Source organism: Pseudoalteromonas sp. SWYJ118, assembly GCF_015864505.1.
Lineage (GTDB): Bacteria > Pseudomonadota > Gammaproteobacteria > Enterobacterales > Alteromonadaceae > Pseudoalteromonas > Pseudoalteromonas arctica.
Map to the genome: position 1 here is coordinate 80432 of NZ_JADYXC010000020.1, position 15469 is coordinate 95900.

General features: G+C 36.5%; 14 protein-coding genes and 5 pseudogenes. 4 read left to right on the plus strand and 15 right to left on the minus strand.

Annotated elements, in window-relative coordinates:
- Positions 1–35: 35 nt before the first annotated feature.
- Positions 36–695 (minus strand): NADPH-dependent FMN reductase, encoded by a 660-nt coding sequence (locus I6F48_RS16500; protein WP_166420337.1) that lies wholly within the window; start codon positions 693–695, stop codon positions 36–38.
- A gap of 275 nt (positions 696–970) precedes the next feature.
- A complete protein-coding gene (locus tag I6F48_RS16505) occupies positions 971–1774 on the minus strand; it encodes a hypothetical protein (RefSeq protein ID WP_165728606.1) in 804 nt (267 codons plus the stop codon).
- Between the two features lie 74 nt (positions 1775–1848).
- On the opposite strand from I6F48_RS16505, the gene I6F48_RS16510 reads away from it, so the two are divergent.
- Positions 1849–1992 carry a hypothetical protein gene (locus tag I6F48_RS16510; protein WP_157823672.1) on the plus strand — a complete coding sequence of 48 codons (144 nt, stop codon included), beginning with the start codon at positions 1849–1851 and terminating at the stop codon, positions 1990–1992.
- 175 nt (positions 1993–2167) lie between these two features.
- Here the strand turns inward: I6F48_RS16510 and I6F48_RS16515 are convergent, their stop codons facing one another.
- The 3 genes from I6F48_RS16515 to I6F48_RS16525 form a co-directional block, all read right to left on the minus strand.
- Positions 2168–2404, minus strand: coding sequence for a hypothetical protein (locus I6F48_RS16515; RefSeq protein ID WP_165728605.1), 237 nt, complete (start codon positions 2402–2404; stop codon positions 2168–2170).
- A 72-nt stretch (positions 2405–2476) separates the two neighbouring features.
- The gene (locus tag I6F48_RS16520; protein ID WP_165728604.1) at positions 2477–3490 is read right to left on the minus strand and encodes a DUF5924 family protein; all 1014 of its coding nucleotides are present in this window, start codon (positions 3488–3490) and stop codon (positions 2477–2479) included.
- 170 nt (positions 3491–3660) lie between these two features.
- Entirely contained in the window at positions 3661–4425 is a 765-nt protein-coding gene (locus I6F48_RS16525) for a spermidine synthase (RefSeq protein ID WP_197119864.1), read from the minus strand.
- 612 nt (positions 4426–5037) lie between these two features.
- Here I6F48_RS16525 and I6F48_RS16530 point away from each other — a divergent pair.
- Together I6F48_RS16530 and I6F48_RS16535 are read left to right on the plus strand one after the other, a co-directional pair.
- Positions 5038–6015 (plus strand): DUF1852 domain-containing protein, encoded by a 978-nt coding sequence (locus I6F48_RS16530; RefSeq protein WP_165739835.1) that lies wholly within the window; start codon positions 5038–5040, stop codon positions 6013–6015.
- A gap of 85 nt (positions 6016–6100) precedes the next feature.
- Entirely contained in the window at positions 6101–7135 is a 1035-nt protein-coding gene (locus I6F48_RS16535; RefSeq protein ID WP_197119865.1) for a methionine synthase, read from the plus strand.
- Positions 7136–7244: 109 nt separating this feature from the next.
- Here I6F48_RS16535 and I6F48_RS21505 read toward each other — a convergent pair.
- The 6 genes and pseudogenes from I6F48_RS21505 to I6F48_RS16565 form a co-directional block, all read right to left on the minus strand.
- Positions 7245–7676, minus strand: a pseudogene (locus I6F48_RS21505) (aspartyl protease family protein).
- Positions 7677–7777: 101 nt separating this feature from the next.
- Positions 7778–8158: a hypothetical protein gene (locus I6F48_RS16545; RefSeq protein ID WP_165728599.1), complete on the minus strand. Its 381-nt coding sequence runs from the start codon at positions 8156–8158 to the stop codon at positions 7778–7780.
- 405 nt (positions 8159–8563) lie between these two features.
- Positions 8564–9623, minus strand: a pseudogene (locus tag I6F48_RS16550) (transposase).
- Positions 9624–9742: 119 nt separating this feature from the next.
- A pseudogene (locus I6F48_RS16555) lies at positions 9743–10045 on the minus strand (cytochrome b); the annotation flags it as partial.
- Positions 10046–10515: 470 nt separating this feature from the next.
- Positions 10516–11490 (minus strand): transposase, encoded by a 975-nt coding sequence (locus I6F48_RS16560; RefSeq protein WP_197119867.1) that lies wholly within the window; start codon positions 11488–11490, stop codon positions 10516–10518.
- Between the two features lie 111 nt (positions 11491–11601).
- Positions 11602–11982, minus strand: a complete 381-nt coding sequence (locus I6F48_RS16565) for a hypothetical protein (RefSeq protein WP_166421921.1) — start codon at positions 11980–11982, stop codon at positions 11602–11604.
- A 238-nt stretch (positions 11983–12220) separates the two neighbouring features.
- Between I6F48_RS16565 and I6F48_RS21385 the strand changes: the two are divergent.
- A pseudogene (locus I6F48_RS21385) lies at positions 12221–12355 on the plus strand (IS110 family transposase); the annotation flags it as partial.
- A gap of 36 nt (positions 12356–12391) precedes the next feature.
- Here I6F48_RS21385 and I6F48_RS16570 read toward each other — a convergent pair.
- The 4 genes and pseudogenes from I6F48_RS16570 to I6F48_RS21560 all read right to left on the minus strand — a co-directional run.
- Positions 12392–13249 (minus strand): restriction endonuclease, encoded by an 858-nt coding sequence (locus I6F48_RS16570; protein ID WP_197119868.1) that lies wholly within the window; start codon positions 13247–13249, stop codon positions 12392–12394.
- Positions 13250–13370: 121 nt separating this feature from the next.
- Entirely contained in the window at positions 13371–14378 is a 1008-nt protein-coding gene (locus I6F48_RS16575; RefSeq protein WP_197119869.1) for a PIN domain-containing protein, read from the minus strand.
- A 145-nt stretch (positions 14379–14523) separates the two neighbouring features.
- Positions 14524–15003, minus strand: coding sequence for a hypothetical protein (locus I6F48_RS16580; protein ID WP_197119870.1), 480 nt, complete (start codon positions 15001–15003; stop codon positions 14524–14526).
- Between the two features lie 144 nt (positions 15004–15147).
- Positions 15148–15469: pseudogene (locus I6F48_RS21560) on the minus strand (hypothetical protein); the annotation flags it as partial.

Here is a 15469-nt window from a genome sequence, read left to right on the forward strand (position 1 = left end):
TTCTATAATCAATCCAAACAATTAGTTAGCGGGTATTAAGGTGCATTGCGCTGAGAAGGAGCTGTTTTAAAGCTTTTTAGTAAACTTTGCGGGTCAACCACCTCGGTATGCTTTTTAGCAGCCTGCGCCCACCATATTAGTTGGCTAAACGTGCGTGAGAAATAATTAAACCACGATGATTGACTCTCTCCTGCAACAGGTTTGCCATCCTCACTAAACACATCTTGCGCTTTTGGCACGTGGATCATCGCCGATACCGGCAAACAGCCAAGTTCAGATAAAAACGTGCGCATACTAATGGCCGCTCTTACACCACCCCACTGTCCTGCTGAGTAAGTTACTATTGCACTTGGTTTATACGAGAACAGTGAGCTACCAAAATGATTAAGTAAGTCAGCGAGGGCTGGACTCATGCTGTGATTGTACTCAGGGCTAATCATTATATATCCATCTGCGGCTTTAATTTTATCAGCTAATAGAGTGAGTTCTGTAGGTGCATTACTTTTAGCGTATGCAAAGTGTGGTTTAAATACGTTTTCGCTAGGAAAGTCCAACGTATCAATTAGCTCAAACTCATGATCGCCAAAATGCTCTGTTAAGCATTCTATACAAGCACTAGAAACCCTTAAACCTAAGCGAGCAGGCTTTGGTGGTGTACTATCGCGTACTGTGCCTAAAAATACTAAAAACTTCATATGTAATTCTCAACTGTATTTGAACGATAGCTAAACACTAACATTTTTAGTTATTGTGTATTACACATACGCATTGTTTATTGATTCAAAACATAATAATAATTAAATTTAAAACTGAAATTTAGCAACAACCTGGCCGTTAAACATATTTTATCGTGTGTTACTATTTGATCCTAAGATCGATTTAATCATGCAGCAAGAGTTTTACCCAGTAGGCTCTGAACTGCCTAAAAGTAAAACACACTGCTTCAAACTCAACCTTGAAAAAGCACGCCCTAGTATTGATAACTTAGCCCTACACCACCCCAAAATATATTTCGAAGTGTCTCGTCACCTACAAAGCGTTTTTCATCTTTATTAACTGCAATGCTATAGCTTGTATATGTGTATAAGGCTAACTGATTAAAAAGCTGATACGACAAGTTTGCAGTAAACTTTACGTTGTTAATTCCGTTGTGCCCATCATTAACATACCCCGCATTAAACCCCACGCCCGATTGAATATCTACTGATAGTAAATCGTTAATATAAAAATCTTTTTTTACTGCCAGCTCCAAAAATGTACCGCTGGCATCAAATGAATGATAAACACTACTTAACAACTGAATATCGTCTGCATAAAAATACGCAAAGTCGAGGCTTAGCTCATTATCGTGAGCATCAATGCCTTCTTCACGAGCTTTAATATAGTTATAACCTACATACATCTCTATCCGCTCAGATAAGTGAGCGGTATAAATAGCATTTAAATTAAGCTCTGAATAATCACTACTAATACCTTTTGCCGCCCAAGGGATCACCGCAAAGTTTTTATAATTAAACTCAGTAGCAATTGATGTAATACCATTACCGGCAAGGTTATCTCGACCTTCGGTTACATATCGGCTTTCCCATAATGGGTGAATATGTAAATCAAACTCTTTATTTTTATAATTTACGTCAGTATTAGTATGCTTAATATTTCCGCCTACACCCACTTCAAGCTCTTGATAGTGCTCTTGTGTTTTTGCTTGTGCGTAAGCTGTATTTACTCCCGCTAGAGTCGTAATAACAAATACATATTTTAAATAGTGAGTCATTTATTAAGTCCAAAACCATCATAAATGGTAAAAAGTGGCGCATAGTATTGTTATAAAACGTATTAGCGCAATAAATGGATGCACATTTATTGTTTTATTTATTAGATTTGAAGTATTTACTAAGTATTACCCATAAACTACAAGTTGCAATTAGCTCGGATTTAAACCAACAAACCAAAGCTATATACGCACCGAGCAATGCTCTAGCAGGTACTTAATTTAATAGTTCAAATGATAGTTATAGTACTCACGGTGAGGTGTTCCCTATTGCAAAAACAGGAAAGTATAAGTAGGAAGTGTAAAAAAGTGCGGTAAAGGGGAAAACTATAAGCAGCAATAATTCATTAAGCTGCTTATTATTCTTAAAATAATTAACCTAATTTGTTAGCCAGTTTAGTGACTCAAATAAGCCATAACGGCAATGAGTGCAAAGTAAAAACAAAAACCGAGTAAGAAGATTAAGTCGACTCTTCTAGCTTTACTCGCTTTATAAGATGCAAAATCCTTAAACTCGCTTTTATACTGCCCAAACGTTACCACTTTTACTAGCAGCCACCCGGTCGAGTAAAACAAAAAGCTCAAACCCGTTTCAACTATTAGCCAAATAAAAATTTCAAACGCAATACTCATAATTTATATCCATTACTTTGCTATGAAAAAACTATATCAATTAGTTATTTAAATTGCAGCCGATTAAGCTAACTAAGGTGTAACAGTAAATTTCGTTAAACCTATTAGTTGTCCTGACTCAGTAATGACTTTAACTTGCCATTTACCAACAGAGTCTTTAGGAAAGTTTACCTTGTGAGTCCATGCTCTATAACCAAGTTCTCGCCCACCGTTTATATTTAATGTAATTCGATCAACCTCTTTTTTATTATGTATCCACACATGAAATATTTTTTCGTTTAAGCCTCTTGGCGCTTTAACAGCCGTCCAACTATATAAACCTTGATGGTGTAGCGTATAAGAATCTAACTGCTTAATACTCCCTACTGGCTTTTTATGCTGTAAATCAACCTCATGAGCTAACGTAATATCGGTTAATCGCAGTGCTGCAGGCGGCACGTAGCTTCTTAATTGCCAAATAGACGCGCTTAAGGCACATAAAATCACTACAAGAATAGGAAAACGCCACCAGCGTGCATTAGGCATTAAGTTATTTAAACTCGGTAGAGTAACCACTACAGCTGTTACAAGTGCAGCGGCTAAACTTTGGCTAGTAGTCAAATTTAATAAGATAGGCAGCGTAACAAGCAAAACAACGAATAAAGCAAAGTTATGAAAAACAGTAAATAACGTGCGGTTTCTGGCAAGTTTTTTGTAATAAAATGGGTCGATTACCGATATAAGTGCACACAAAGCAATAAGGGAGGTAAAAATAGCTTGGGGATGATCCCACTGCGTAACCGCTAAAAAAAATGGCAACGCAAAAAATAGGCTTTCTTGTTGCACCATTTGCAGAGCAAAACGCATAACATTTGGAGATACAGCCACACCAAACTTTTCTTCAACTTTGTCACGTAGCCAGTTATCAATAATCAGCCATAGCCAACTAACAAGCAAAAATATGGCAATAAATTGTGAAAAAGACTCTTTTCTATCTACCAGTGCAAAGCTAGCAACACCCGACAAAAATGACATCACAGCCAATAATCCAGGCCGCTTTTGCATTGCGCTTATAAATTTAGCAATTATATTTTTACAATAATCCATTTATGAGTATTTCCGTACGGGTATGTACTTTATTTTTTTTATTCAGAATATGATTAGTTTAACCAAGTTTAAATGAACAGCAGATAGATGGGCTTAAAACTAGCCATTTAACAGTTGATTACAAAAACAGCGATTAAATAGCATCATCTTAAAAAGTAGGTTGTTTTTACTTATTTAAGCTCAGCACAATTAAATAAAAGATCGGCATAGCGGTTCATTGGTACATTTATTAATTTTTGTAACGCGTGAGCTTTGGCCAGTAACTCATCTTGATTGAATGAAGGCATTGTATTATTAAAAGCAAAAACAATTTTATTACCGCCTTCAATAATAAAACTAAGAATCTTTCCTGCAAATTCTTTCTCAAGAAGTTGATCAAACGCTTCCCTCTGCCCAACTTTGGTATGGCAAATATTAAGTACTAAAACACCATCAAAAGTGAGCGCATTTTTACAATCGCGTAAGTAAGATGATTGCACCTGGTCTGACTCCATCCCTTCTGAGCTATATAAATCAGAAAAAATAACATCCGTTTTTATCTGCGTGTTTTTCATGTAGTTTGCCGCATCATCAATATGAATAAACAAACGTTCTGACACAGGAACTTCAAAATATTTTATAGCCATATCAGCAACGGCTTTACGGTATTCAACGGTATGTATAGTCAGTGCGGGAAACGCATGATAAAGACTTTTTGCTATAGAGCCCGCCCCAAGTCCCATTATCATCGCGGTTTTTAAGTGCGGTATAAAAAAAAGCGCAGCCATCATAGCTTGCGTATAAGCTAAGCTTAACCCGTTAATATTATTTAATTTGATACAGCTTTGATAAATTTTCCCGTCAAAGCTGAGAATAAGATTCTTTTTTGTTTGATATACATAAACCGGGCCATGCTCATCAGTAACTGATGCAATACAAGTGCCTTTGATATCCACGAATACTCGATAGGTGAGGTGATGAAAAATAAGTATAACTTACTTAACGTACTGACATTGTTATTAATATGATTTATAGCGCTTTTATTAATACCTAAGTGCTATGCAGTTATTAAGAAGCCTGTTTACCTTTTAATACTAGACTAGCAGAAGTAACTACTTTTATAGCTAACTTAAGCTTAAATAGTCATAACATTTACTATAAACAACGATGTAAACAGCTAAAAGCTTAGCTAATACACTGTTATAGCTATAAAAAACTTCTTTGAATATTCCTCATGTTCAACATGAATAAAGTGCACATCAAAACAAAGGAAGTCTAAACGGCTAAACATCCATCATTTATTTCTATCGATTCATGCTTAATTGTCATCAATTACTAAGCAATCACATCTAACAATAATGATTAATGAATATGACTCATGTTTTATGTGAAATTAAACCGTTTTTCTTCATATACCAATCAACGTATAAATTACTCATCCCTTAGCGCTAAACACTATAGCTAACAACTTAAAGCTGCTGCATAACAAAAACAGCACAGTAAGTTGCAAGGCTAATAAAGCGCAGAGCGTCAATCAGGTTTAAATTATAAAATTGGATATAAACACGATGAAAAAAGATTTTACATTTAATATTAAGAGCGTTTCACTCGACGAAAATTATCATCCATCAACCAATACGCGTATCACAACCAACTTTGCTAATTTAGCCAGAGGTGAATACCGCAAAGCAAACTTGCGTAACGCCTTAAACATGATTAACAACCGTTTTAATGCCCTAGCCCATTGGGATAACACCAAAGGTGAGCGTTATGCTGTTGAGCTTGAAATTATATCTGTTGAAATAGGTATTGAAGACGGCGGCGAAAGCTTTCCATCAATCGAAATATTAAAAACAAATATTGTTGATCATAAAACTAATAAGCGCATTGAAGGCATTGTAGGAAACAACTTTTCATCGTATGTGCGCGACTACGACTTTAGCGTACTCCTACAAGAGCACAATAAAGGCAAGCCTCAATTTAGTATTCCAGATGACTTTGGGGTTTTACATGGCAAGCTATTTCAGTCATTCGTAAATTCGGATACATACAAACAAAACTTTAAAAAGCCACCGGTTATATGCCTGAGTGTGTCAGATAACAAAACCTACAACCGCACCGAAAACCAACATCCGGTACTTGGTGTTGAATACGAGCCAAATGAATCGTCTTTAACTGAGCAATACTTCAAAAAAATGGGCTTGCAGGTACGTTACTTTATGCCATTAAATAGTGCAGCGCCTTTAGCATTGTTTTTCTTTGGTGATTTACTGAATGATTACAGCAATCTTGAGCTTATAAGCACCATTAGTACAATGGAAACGTTTCAAAAAATCTACAGACCAGAGATTTATAATGCCAACGCAACAGCGGGTAAATCATATAAACCAAACTTAAAAAACTTGGATCATTCACTAACGCAAATTGTGTATGACCGAGAAGAGCGCGGCAAGTTAGCAAACGAGCAAGGCAAGTTTGCACAAGAGCATTTTATCAAGCCATACCAAACGGTTCTTGAGCAATTCTCTAGTAGCTATCTTTCATAACACTTGATAGTAACGACCAATAACAACTAAAAATAGCGCGTTTAAAGCAACGTTTAAAATTACCTAAAATACGGCATTATTTATTATGAAAAAATTACTACCTACATCTACCGCTGGCAGTTTACCTAAGCCGTTATGGCTTGCAGAGCCAGAAACTCTTTGGTCACCTTGGAAATTACAAGGTGATGAATTAATTGAAGGTAAACACGACGCCCTACGCTTGTCATTATTCGACCAACAACAAGCAGGCATTGATATTGTTAGCGATGGTGAGCAAACAAGGCAGCATTTTGTAACTACATTTATAGAGCATCTAAACGGTGTTGACTTTGAAAAACGTAAAACAGTAAAAATTCGTGACCGATACGACGCAAGCGTACCCACTGTTGTGGGCCCTGTTAGCCGTCAAAAGTCTGTGTTTGTTGAAGACGCTAAATTTTTACGCAAGCAAACCAATCAACCAATAAAATGGGCACTACCAGGCCCAATGACAATGATCGACACGCTTCACGACGATCATTATAAAAGCCGCGAAAAACTAGCGTGGGAATTTGCCATAATTCTAAATCAAGAAGCAAAAGAATTAGAAGCCGCAGGCGTTGATATCATCCAATTTGATGAGCCCGCGTTTAACGTATTTTTTGATGAAGTGAACGACTGGGGAATCGCATGTTTAGAGCGCGCAATTGAAGGGCTTAAATGCGAAACCGCCGTACATATTTGCTATGGCTACGGCATTAAAGCCAATACAGATTGGAAAAAAACACTAGGAAGCGAATGGCGACAGTACGAAGAAGCATTCCCTAAGCTGCAGCAATCTAATATCGATATTATTTCACTAGAGTGCCATAACTCACATGTACCAATGGATTTACTAGAACTCATTCGGGGTAAAAAAGTAATGGTAGGCGCAATTGATGTAGCAAATCATACTATCGAAACGCCAGAGGAAGTAGCTAATACGCTACGTAAAGCACTGCAATTTGTAGATGCCGACAAGCTTTACCCGTGTACAAACTGCGGCATGGCTCCCCTACCTCACCATATTGCTAACGGCAAACTAAATGCCTTAAGTGCTGGGGCTGAAATTATAAGAAAAGAGTTATTAGATAAGAGTTAGAAAAGTAGCTTTAAAATACAAATTTTAAACGATTACAGCAGGCGCATCATGTCATGATCAAACCTATAAACATGGTGCGCTAGTTAAAATTTAAAGGACAAAGTTTAGGTTAGATACTTAATTTTTTTTCATTAAAAAGCTCTAGCCTGTTTTTTGAAAAATCGATACCAGCTTGGTATTGAATAAAAAAGGGAGACCCTAATAAGCCATGTACTCCCTTTTCACCACCTGCTACTTGTACATGGTCAAGATTAAGTGATACAAAATCAGGACTCTCAAATAAGGCATTTCCTAATTCTATTGAATGAACTTCTATATCGCCCATAGCGTGATCCTAAGTCCCCAAACCTGCTGCATTCTCAACATTGAGTGTTTCTTCAATGCCAAGCTCACTAAGACATGCCCGGTCTAAAACAGATGATCCAGCGGCACTATCTAAAATAAAACGTAACGATTTACCGTTAATTTTAGCTTCAATAATTTGGTGACCTGTTTGTGATATTTCAAATTCAATTATGGTTTTGTTCTCAAATAAATTCATATACGTTCCTTGTTATAAAGTTTTTAAAATCTTACTTACTATTTTCAGCTTCCCACAATTAATAGCCAAATTTTACTAGTCGCCCACCTCAGCGCGTTTTGTTATGTAACGTTTATCACCTGAGGCTCAATATTTGTTAAAACATGAATGATTTCATTTGTAGTCATTACTGAATAATGAAACAGCTTATTGTTGTTTAAACTGAAAGTATTCGTTTTAGTTTGAGCATACTCCAATAAGCTTGAATCAGAATATACGCCGATGACGCCCAAATCACGGTTTTGATGATAGTCATGAAAATGGCTACTTTCATCATAAGTTTCGAATAAAACGGTATTTGTAAACACAACCATAAACCTTACGGGAGCATCATCTTCTAAATAAGTGATAATGTTCAGTGTTAGTAACCCATCCACATACGATAATTTGTCTAAGCTCCAGTCTTGGTAATTATTTGTGACTTCATCGATTGCAGTATTCATTGAATTACCTAACGAGCCTGTAGATTAACTCGTTTTTTATTTGTTTTTATTGATAAATAAACCATAGCTGAGTTCCTATTTTGGTTCAATCGATTACTGTATTTTTACGCAGAATATAAAGAAGTGTTTACTGTTGGTTTTAATTGGCGTTTTGAAAAGGATGGAATTAGCTAGACAGCCACCTTTGGATGGAATTAGCTAGACAGCCACCTTTAATTAAGTCAATAAAACAGTACCATTAAATTTGATTTTTTTGGTAAAAATTTATCTTTTACTACTCGATTATTTACACTTCATCCATAAAATAGCTCATTATCACGCTGAAACCTAAATTTGGCCCATGAAAATGACTGCATGGTGCAGTTGTGGTTTATTACTGAGTAGTTTTACTGAGTAGTTTAAATTTTACGCCAGTAGCTTTTCGCAGCTACTAATATTCGCTCGCCGTTTTCTGTTTAAGTTTCCACAATAACCTTCTTGTGAGGCAGGCCTCCCAACTGCACCATGAAATACGCGCGTAAATTGGGTCGTAAGCTTTAACCAGTTTTCTGGAGATATATTCACTCTGTCTAGTAAAGGTAAGTGTGTACTTTCAATATAACCGCGTTTGCCTTCTCGTATACAACGTCCTGTTAATTCAACAAGTTCAAGGTACGATTTAAGCTCGAACGGGAGTCCTTTTGGCATTATTTGACGTGGCATGCCTGCAAAACGCAGTAGTTGCTTTGCTTGTTTGCCATCCTTTGCATACGTTAAACGCTGTTGGATGCTGGTATGGTCTGACTCTTCTGGTGTGTGAGCCATTTTAGCTCTAATGGGGTTTAAATCGACATACGCCATGCAGGCCGCAAGGGCTGCTTCATCTAGTAATGCTTACGATTACTTTTTATTTTAAGGAAAGGCCCTTCCCACAAAGTTGTATGGAACAACTTTGAACGCCTTAGGCGGCCCGAAGGGTGAGCGCCATGGATGGCAGCGAATAAAATCGTCCTGTGCAGTTATCTTCTTTATTTGCTCTGCGCGCAATGTCTTCATTTAATAGCCGCATAAACCAGCTGATACTTGATAAGCGTTCGCGGTATTGTTTAACCGTTTGATTGAAAAAGATGAGCTCAACTTTACTTAACTTTTCATCTTGTACATATTTTTGCGTTAACAATGTGCCTTTACAGAGCTTATGCCAGCGAATAACAATCGCTTTATCATTTAACCTATTCGCTTTCTTATCATCAACATACAAGACTAAGTGCGTATGATTACTCATAACGGCATAAGCACATACATCAATACAAAACACCTTAGCTAACTCGAGCAGTTTGTCTTCAACCCAGCCTCTACGATGCTCGTAAGACTTGCCTGTAAAACGGTCTTCGCCACATAAAAATGCACGGCGTACACAACGCGAAATACAGTGGTAGTACTTTGTATCAACCAAACTTACTTGACGCTTTCTTGCGATAGCCATGTGACACCCTGCTTGTTTTTTACACTAAATAAAGGCTAGCCTCTAACTTCGAAAAGTGCAAAATTTAGAGTGGGTGTCTTGTTAATTTCTTTAAGAGTGGGTGTCTTGTTAATTTCTTTAAAAACATACAGCGCAAGGTGTACATATTTAGCTAATGTATTTTGCCATTTTGCAGGCTCAGGTTTTATCGCAGGTTCCGCTCCACCCACTACACGCGCAACTAACCTCACACTGACTAAAACTAAAACCGATAGCCCCAACATAAAATGCCACATTTTAAAGGCATCACGCGTTTCAGTGCCTTTTTCAAATAATTCACGTAGCTCAATACTGCCGTAAACAGTGACAATTAAAATAAGCATAAGCCAATGTAAGGAAATAGAGAGTGTATTGTAATGAGTTGTTGTGTTTTTAAAGTTCATAATGCCTCTTTAAATAAAAGAAACGCATTTGAGTTAAATGCCCACTCTATGCGTAATTAATATGAAGTATCAAGTTAACCTGTAACCACCCACGTTTTAATGATCTAAAACATAAATTTATTACTTTTAATCCAAGATATTGTTTAGGGCTTGGGTATTAGCATAAGTGAGTAAACTTAAAATAAACTTACGTACTTCATTGAAATTAAATAGCAGTCATAAACAAACTAGACAGCCATAAATACCAAACTAATAAATACCAAACTAGACAGCCACGCTAATTGAACAAACAAAACTGCGCCACTAAATTTGCTCTTCATGTTCAGAGTTTATCTTTTATTACTGGGTCACTTTCATTTCATCTAATAAATAAGTCATTAGCATGCTTAAACCTGAATTACACGCATGAAAATAACTGCATAATGCAGTTGTGATTTATTACTGAATAGCTTTACTGAGTAGCTTAAATTTTATGCGAGTAGCTTTTCGCAATTACTGATATTTGAGCGCCGTTTACGCTTTAAATTTTCACAGTAACTTGCTTGTGATGTGGGCCTGCCTACTGCGCCATGAAATACGCGTGTAAATTGTGTGGTGAGTTTTAACCAGTTTTCGGGGGATATATTAAGTCTTTCTAGCAAAGGAAGGTTCATATTATCAATATGCCCGCGTTTATCCTCTCGCATTATTCGCCCTGTTAGCTCAACAAGCTCAAGGTACGATTTAAGCTCAAACGGCAGCCCTTTAGGCATAATCTGACGTGGCATGCCTGCAAAACGTAGTAACTGCTTTGGTTGTTTACCTTCTGACGCGCATGTTAAGCGCTTTTGTACGCTGGTATGGTCTGACTCTTCTGGTGTGTTAGCCATTTTAGCTCTAATGGGGTTTAAATCGACATAGGCCATACAGGCTGCAAGTGCTGCTTCATCTAGTAATGCTTGCGATTTGAATCTTCCCTCCCAAAACCTCCCAGTGCAGTTATCTTCTTTATTTGCTCTGCGAGCAATACCTTCATTTAATAGCCGCATAAACCAGCTGATACTTGATAAGCGCTCTCGGTATTGTTTTATTGTTTGATTAAAAAAGATAAGTTCAACTTTACTTAGCTTTTCACCTTGTACGTATTTTTGCGTTAGCAATGTGCCTTTACAGAGTTTATGCCAGCGAATAACAATCGCTTTATCATTCAGCCTATTCGCTTTTTTATCATCAACATACAATACTAAATGGGTGTGGTTACTCATTACGGCATAAGCACATACATCAATACAAAATACCTTCGCTAATTCAAGCAGCTTATCTTCAACCCACCCTCGTCGATGCTCGTAAGATTGACCAGTAAAACGGTCTTCTCCACATAAAAATGCACGACGAACACACCGTGAAATACAATGGTAGTATTTTGTATCAACCAAACTTACTTGACGTTTTCTTGCGATAGCCACAAGACACCTGCTTGTTTTTCGTACTAAATAAAGGCTAGCCTCTAACTTCGAAAAGTGCAAAATTTAGTATGCGTGTCTTGTTAATTTCTATGCCCCTGTTAGGTGCAAATTTTAATACTGCCCTTTTAGCCATCTTTTTGCTGTGATTTTTTCAAGCTTTCGTCTGTACTTTTTTGGTGAAAACTCTTCTACAATACCATTCATAACATCGAAAATATCTGCTGATATAATTGCTCCAATAGCATGAATTGTTTCATGCCTATTCAAGCCTTGTCTCATAAGTCTTGCGAAAGTTTCTGGTATTAATTTAACCTTCATAGCTAATTGATTTTCAACTATTACATGTATTGATGAATGTACACTTAAAGCGTCCTCGGTTAATTCGTGATCTAAACCAATATGGAAATCATGAACTAATTCAATTCTTGTAGCTTCATCTAGGGCTAACCAGTTTTCGGGTTCTACTGCTTTATTGGGATTATATGTATCCATGTTGCCTCGAATGCATGAGTTGTCTTTGCACCTAACGAGCCTGTAGATTAACTCGTTTTTTATTTGTTTTTATTGATAAATTAACCATAGCTGAGTTCCTATTTTGATTCAATTGATTACTGTATTTTTACGCAGAATATAAAGAAGTGTTTGCTGTTGGTTTTAATTGGCGTTTTGGAAAGGATTACTGGTGTTTATGTGCAAAATTTAGGTTGGGTGTCTTGTTAATTTGTTGTTATTGGCATTTAAGTGGATAAGAATCCTATTGAGGTGCTGGAAAACACATACGCCCTACGATGAATCAACTTACTTAACGGCATTGAAAAGTAAGGGATCACCGCTGTTAAAATTTGCGGTGGAAAGTGAGCTTTAGCGCTGGCTGTCCACCTCAGGGCGTGTTGTTATATTTTTATTTGTGATTAACGATTTTATCTCTAAAAACTGTAGTTTTTCTGTCTTTGTGCAGATATTCGATAACACCTATTAGCTCTTTAGAAAGATCGACGGTAAAAGGATTAGAAAAAGGCTTTGGAACGATAAACTCTATTTTTAAAGAGTGTAATTTAAGCTTATAGGAAGGAGTCTCAATATATGCATCGTTGCAATCATATGTGATTGACTGCTGACCAATCTTATCTTGATATTCCTTAGTCAATTTGCTTTCAAGATCGAATAATGAAAACCTATTTTTTTTAAACTTATCATCAATAAATAACTCAGTATTTAAAGATGGAAAACTGAATGGTTTTTCAACATCGAAATCAGTATTTTCAATAGCCCAACCAGCATCTATAACAGGTTTAAACCCTGTAACCCTGATAGGTGAATAAAGAGTTATGTTGGCATTAATTATTTTAATAAGTGGAGTTCCGTCCTCGTCCTCCCAATCAGTATCATTTTGTTCTCTAACAACAAGCAATTCTATTTTATTATTTTTTGCTTTTAGTTTTGCTCCACTTTGGTAACCAACCTTAGTAGCAAAAACAGGTTTAAGATCTGGGATATCTCTAATTTTACCGATTAGAGCATCAATTTTTTCAACCGAGACTCTAGACGAATAATCTTTACATTCGATTATTGTTTTATAAGTAACTCCACCAAGTTCGTACTCCCAATACAAATCAAACTCTCTGACAATACCGAAGTTATCAGCAATTTTTTTATTTCTTTCTATTCGAATATTTTTTTGCTTCAAAAACTCTTCGGAGTCTAATAGAGCCTGCTGAAGGTTCTGCACAAAAATCTCATAATCTCGACCGGCTACCATGAACTCTCCAAAAAATATAACGCCGCAATAAGCGGACTAAAATGGTGGGTTATAATGTGTAGCGAAGCGAAACCTAACCCACTGTTTTAGTTCCGTTTAATTGCCTTGTTAGCTTTGCATTTTAGGTATCCAGCATATCCCATTCATCACCAAGCACCCACCGTAGAGCTGACAACTTCCCATTAATCATTCCCCACTCAAAGTCGCTCCATGGTCCTACATCCTCATACTTACTTTCTACCCGTTGGGCTGACTCTAAAGCACCATTAAGAATATGCTCGTGAATAACATCGCCACCATATTGCTTTGTGCCTTCGGGAACAACTTTAATATTTCCCTGCTCAATTCCCCACATTCTATTTTGATGACGGTTGTACCAAACTTTATCAACAAGCTCATCCATTTCATTCAATATATCTCGTAAACCCCTAGTTTCTTCTGTGAAGTCATGATGAAACTCAATTTCAGAAAGAATGCCTTCATCAATGGCGTTAATGGCAGGAACTAAGTTATTAAAATACTGGATATTAGGAGAATCAAATATGCTTTCAAAGTCTGCATGTGGCTTACGGTGATCTTTTGCTGAAAAGTCATTGTGATTGTGAGTAATAAAAAAACATGAATCAGTATTAAATGGTAAGGCATCTGAGAATTCTGAAAACTGTTCAATTATTACAGCGTCAGCAACCGAGTTTTTGTTAATATGGAATGGTGCTTTTTTGTCTAAAGCTCTTTGAACAGATGCTATTTTTGAACGTTCACTTATTGATACTTTATTTGCGGAATCAATTAGTTTTTCAACTCGATTAATTGTCACGTAGTTTGCATCAGTTAATAAAGGCAAGCGCGCATTAATGTCATCTAGTACCTCTAATGTACTAGCTTGATTTTCACCTGCAAACTCACTAACAACAGCTTTAACCTGCTTAAATTCTTGGGATAACCTTTTGGTTGTTTTATTCGCAACATCTTCCTTATTTCTTTCATATTCAGCTATTACCAAATCTGGAACAACTAAAGTAACAACGTTCGAGTCAATCAATTCCTCTAATGCAGTAACTAGGGGGATATCACTCTTCTTTGTCGATATATCCAAAAGAACGCAAGTATCAAGGAAAATATAAAACATAAAACCTCATAATTTAATTTGGGAAAATTGCTAACTACCAAGTAAAGCTAACGCCCTGTTAAGGAGCAAATTGTAGTTGGCTAAAATGTGAAGCGAAGCGGAACCAGCCAACTGTAATTGTCCCGCTTAAACAGCTTGTTATATTTCAGTTTAACTCAGAAAGCTTAAAGCTCTCCGAGTGGATACAAAAGGTTATTTCGCCATTTGGACCAATTGGGTATTTATAATTTGCATGTACAGTAATATCTGGGATGCTAGCTTCAGTGATGGTATGAAAAACAGTAGCATAACCTTCTTTATGTATCTCTGGATATTCTGCATTTGCATAAAACTGAATAGGTAAAACCAAATCATTGTCTTTACCAACTTGAAAGTGCACGGTTGCTAATTCCATTTTATTAACTTGCATGGGGATAAAAAGTTTTGATGGGTTGATATATTTTTCCTTCACTTCACCTAATTCAAATATCGGAGAATATTCAGTATCTTCACCACAAGCATTAACAAAACTACTAAATAGAATAAAAAATATAAAACTTAATTTATACACCCAAACCTTCCCTGAAATATAACGAGCCTGTAGATTAACTCGTTTTTTATTTGTTTTTATTGATAAACAAACCATAGCTGAGTTCCTATTTTGGTTCAATCTATTACTGTATTTTTACGCAGCATATAAAGAAGTGTTTGGTGTTGTTTAAATTGGCGTTTTGGAAGGGATTACGAGTGGTTGAGTGGCTTTTATTTAGGTTAAAAGGGCTTCCCCTTCTTAATGCATCGTGTTTTGCAGTTTTTCTATATTATGAACAAGGCAATACAGTTGCCGCAGTGTAAAGTAAAGGCATTCACTTTTGTTTGACCCCGTAAGGTCAATTTATTCATGCCTTTATTCACTGTAATGTTCCGCTTTTTATTTAAAGGAAAGCCGGTTCGATACAGCCGAGTCATTTACCATTATTTAATAAACAGCTGTCGTCGTCCGATTGGGCTGTCTATTTTTACTTTCATTTTGTCTACATAGCTCAGCTTTTTGCGTGATTCATTATTTATAAACTGAACTTGTCGTCCCCTTTCTATCGGTGGTTTTCGCA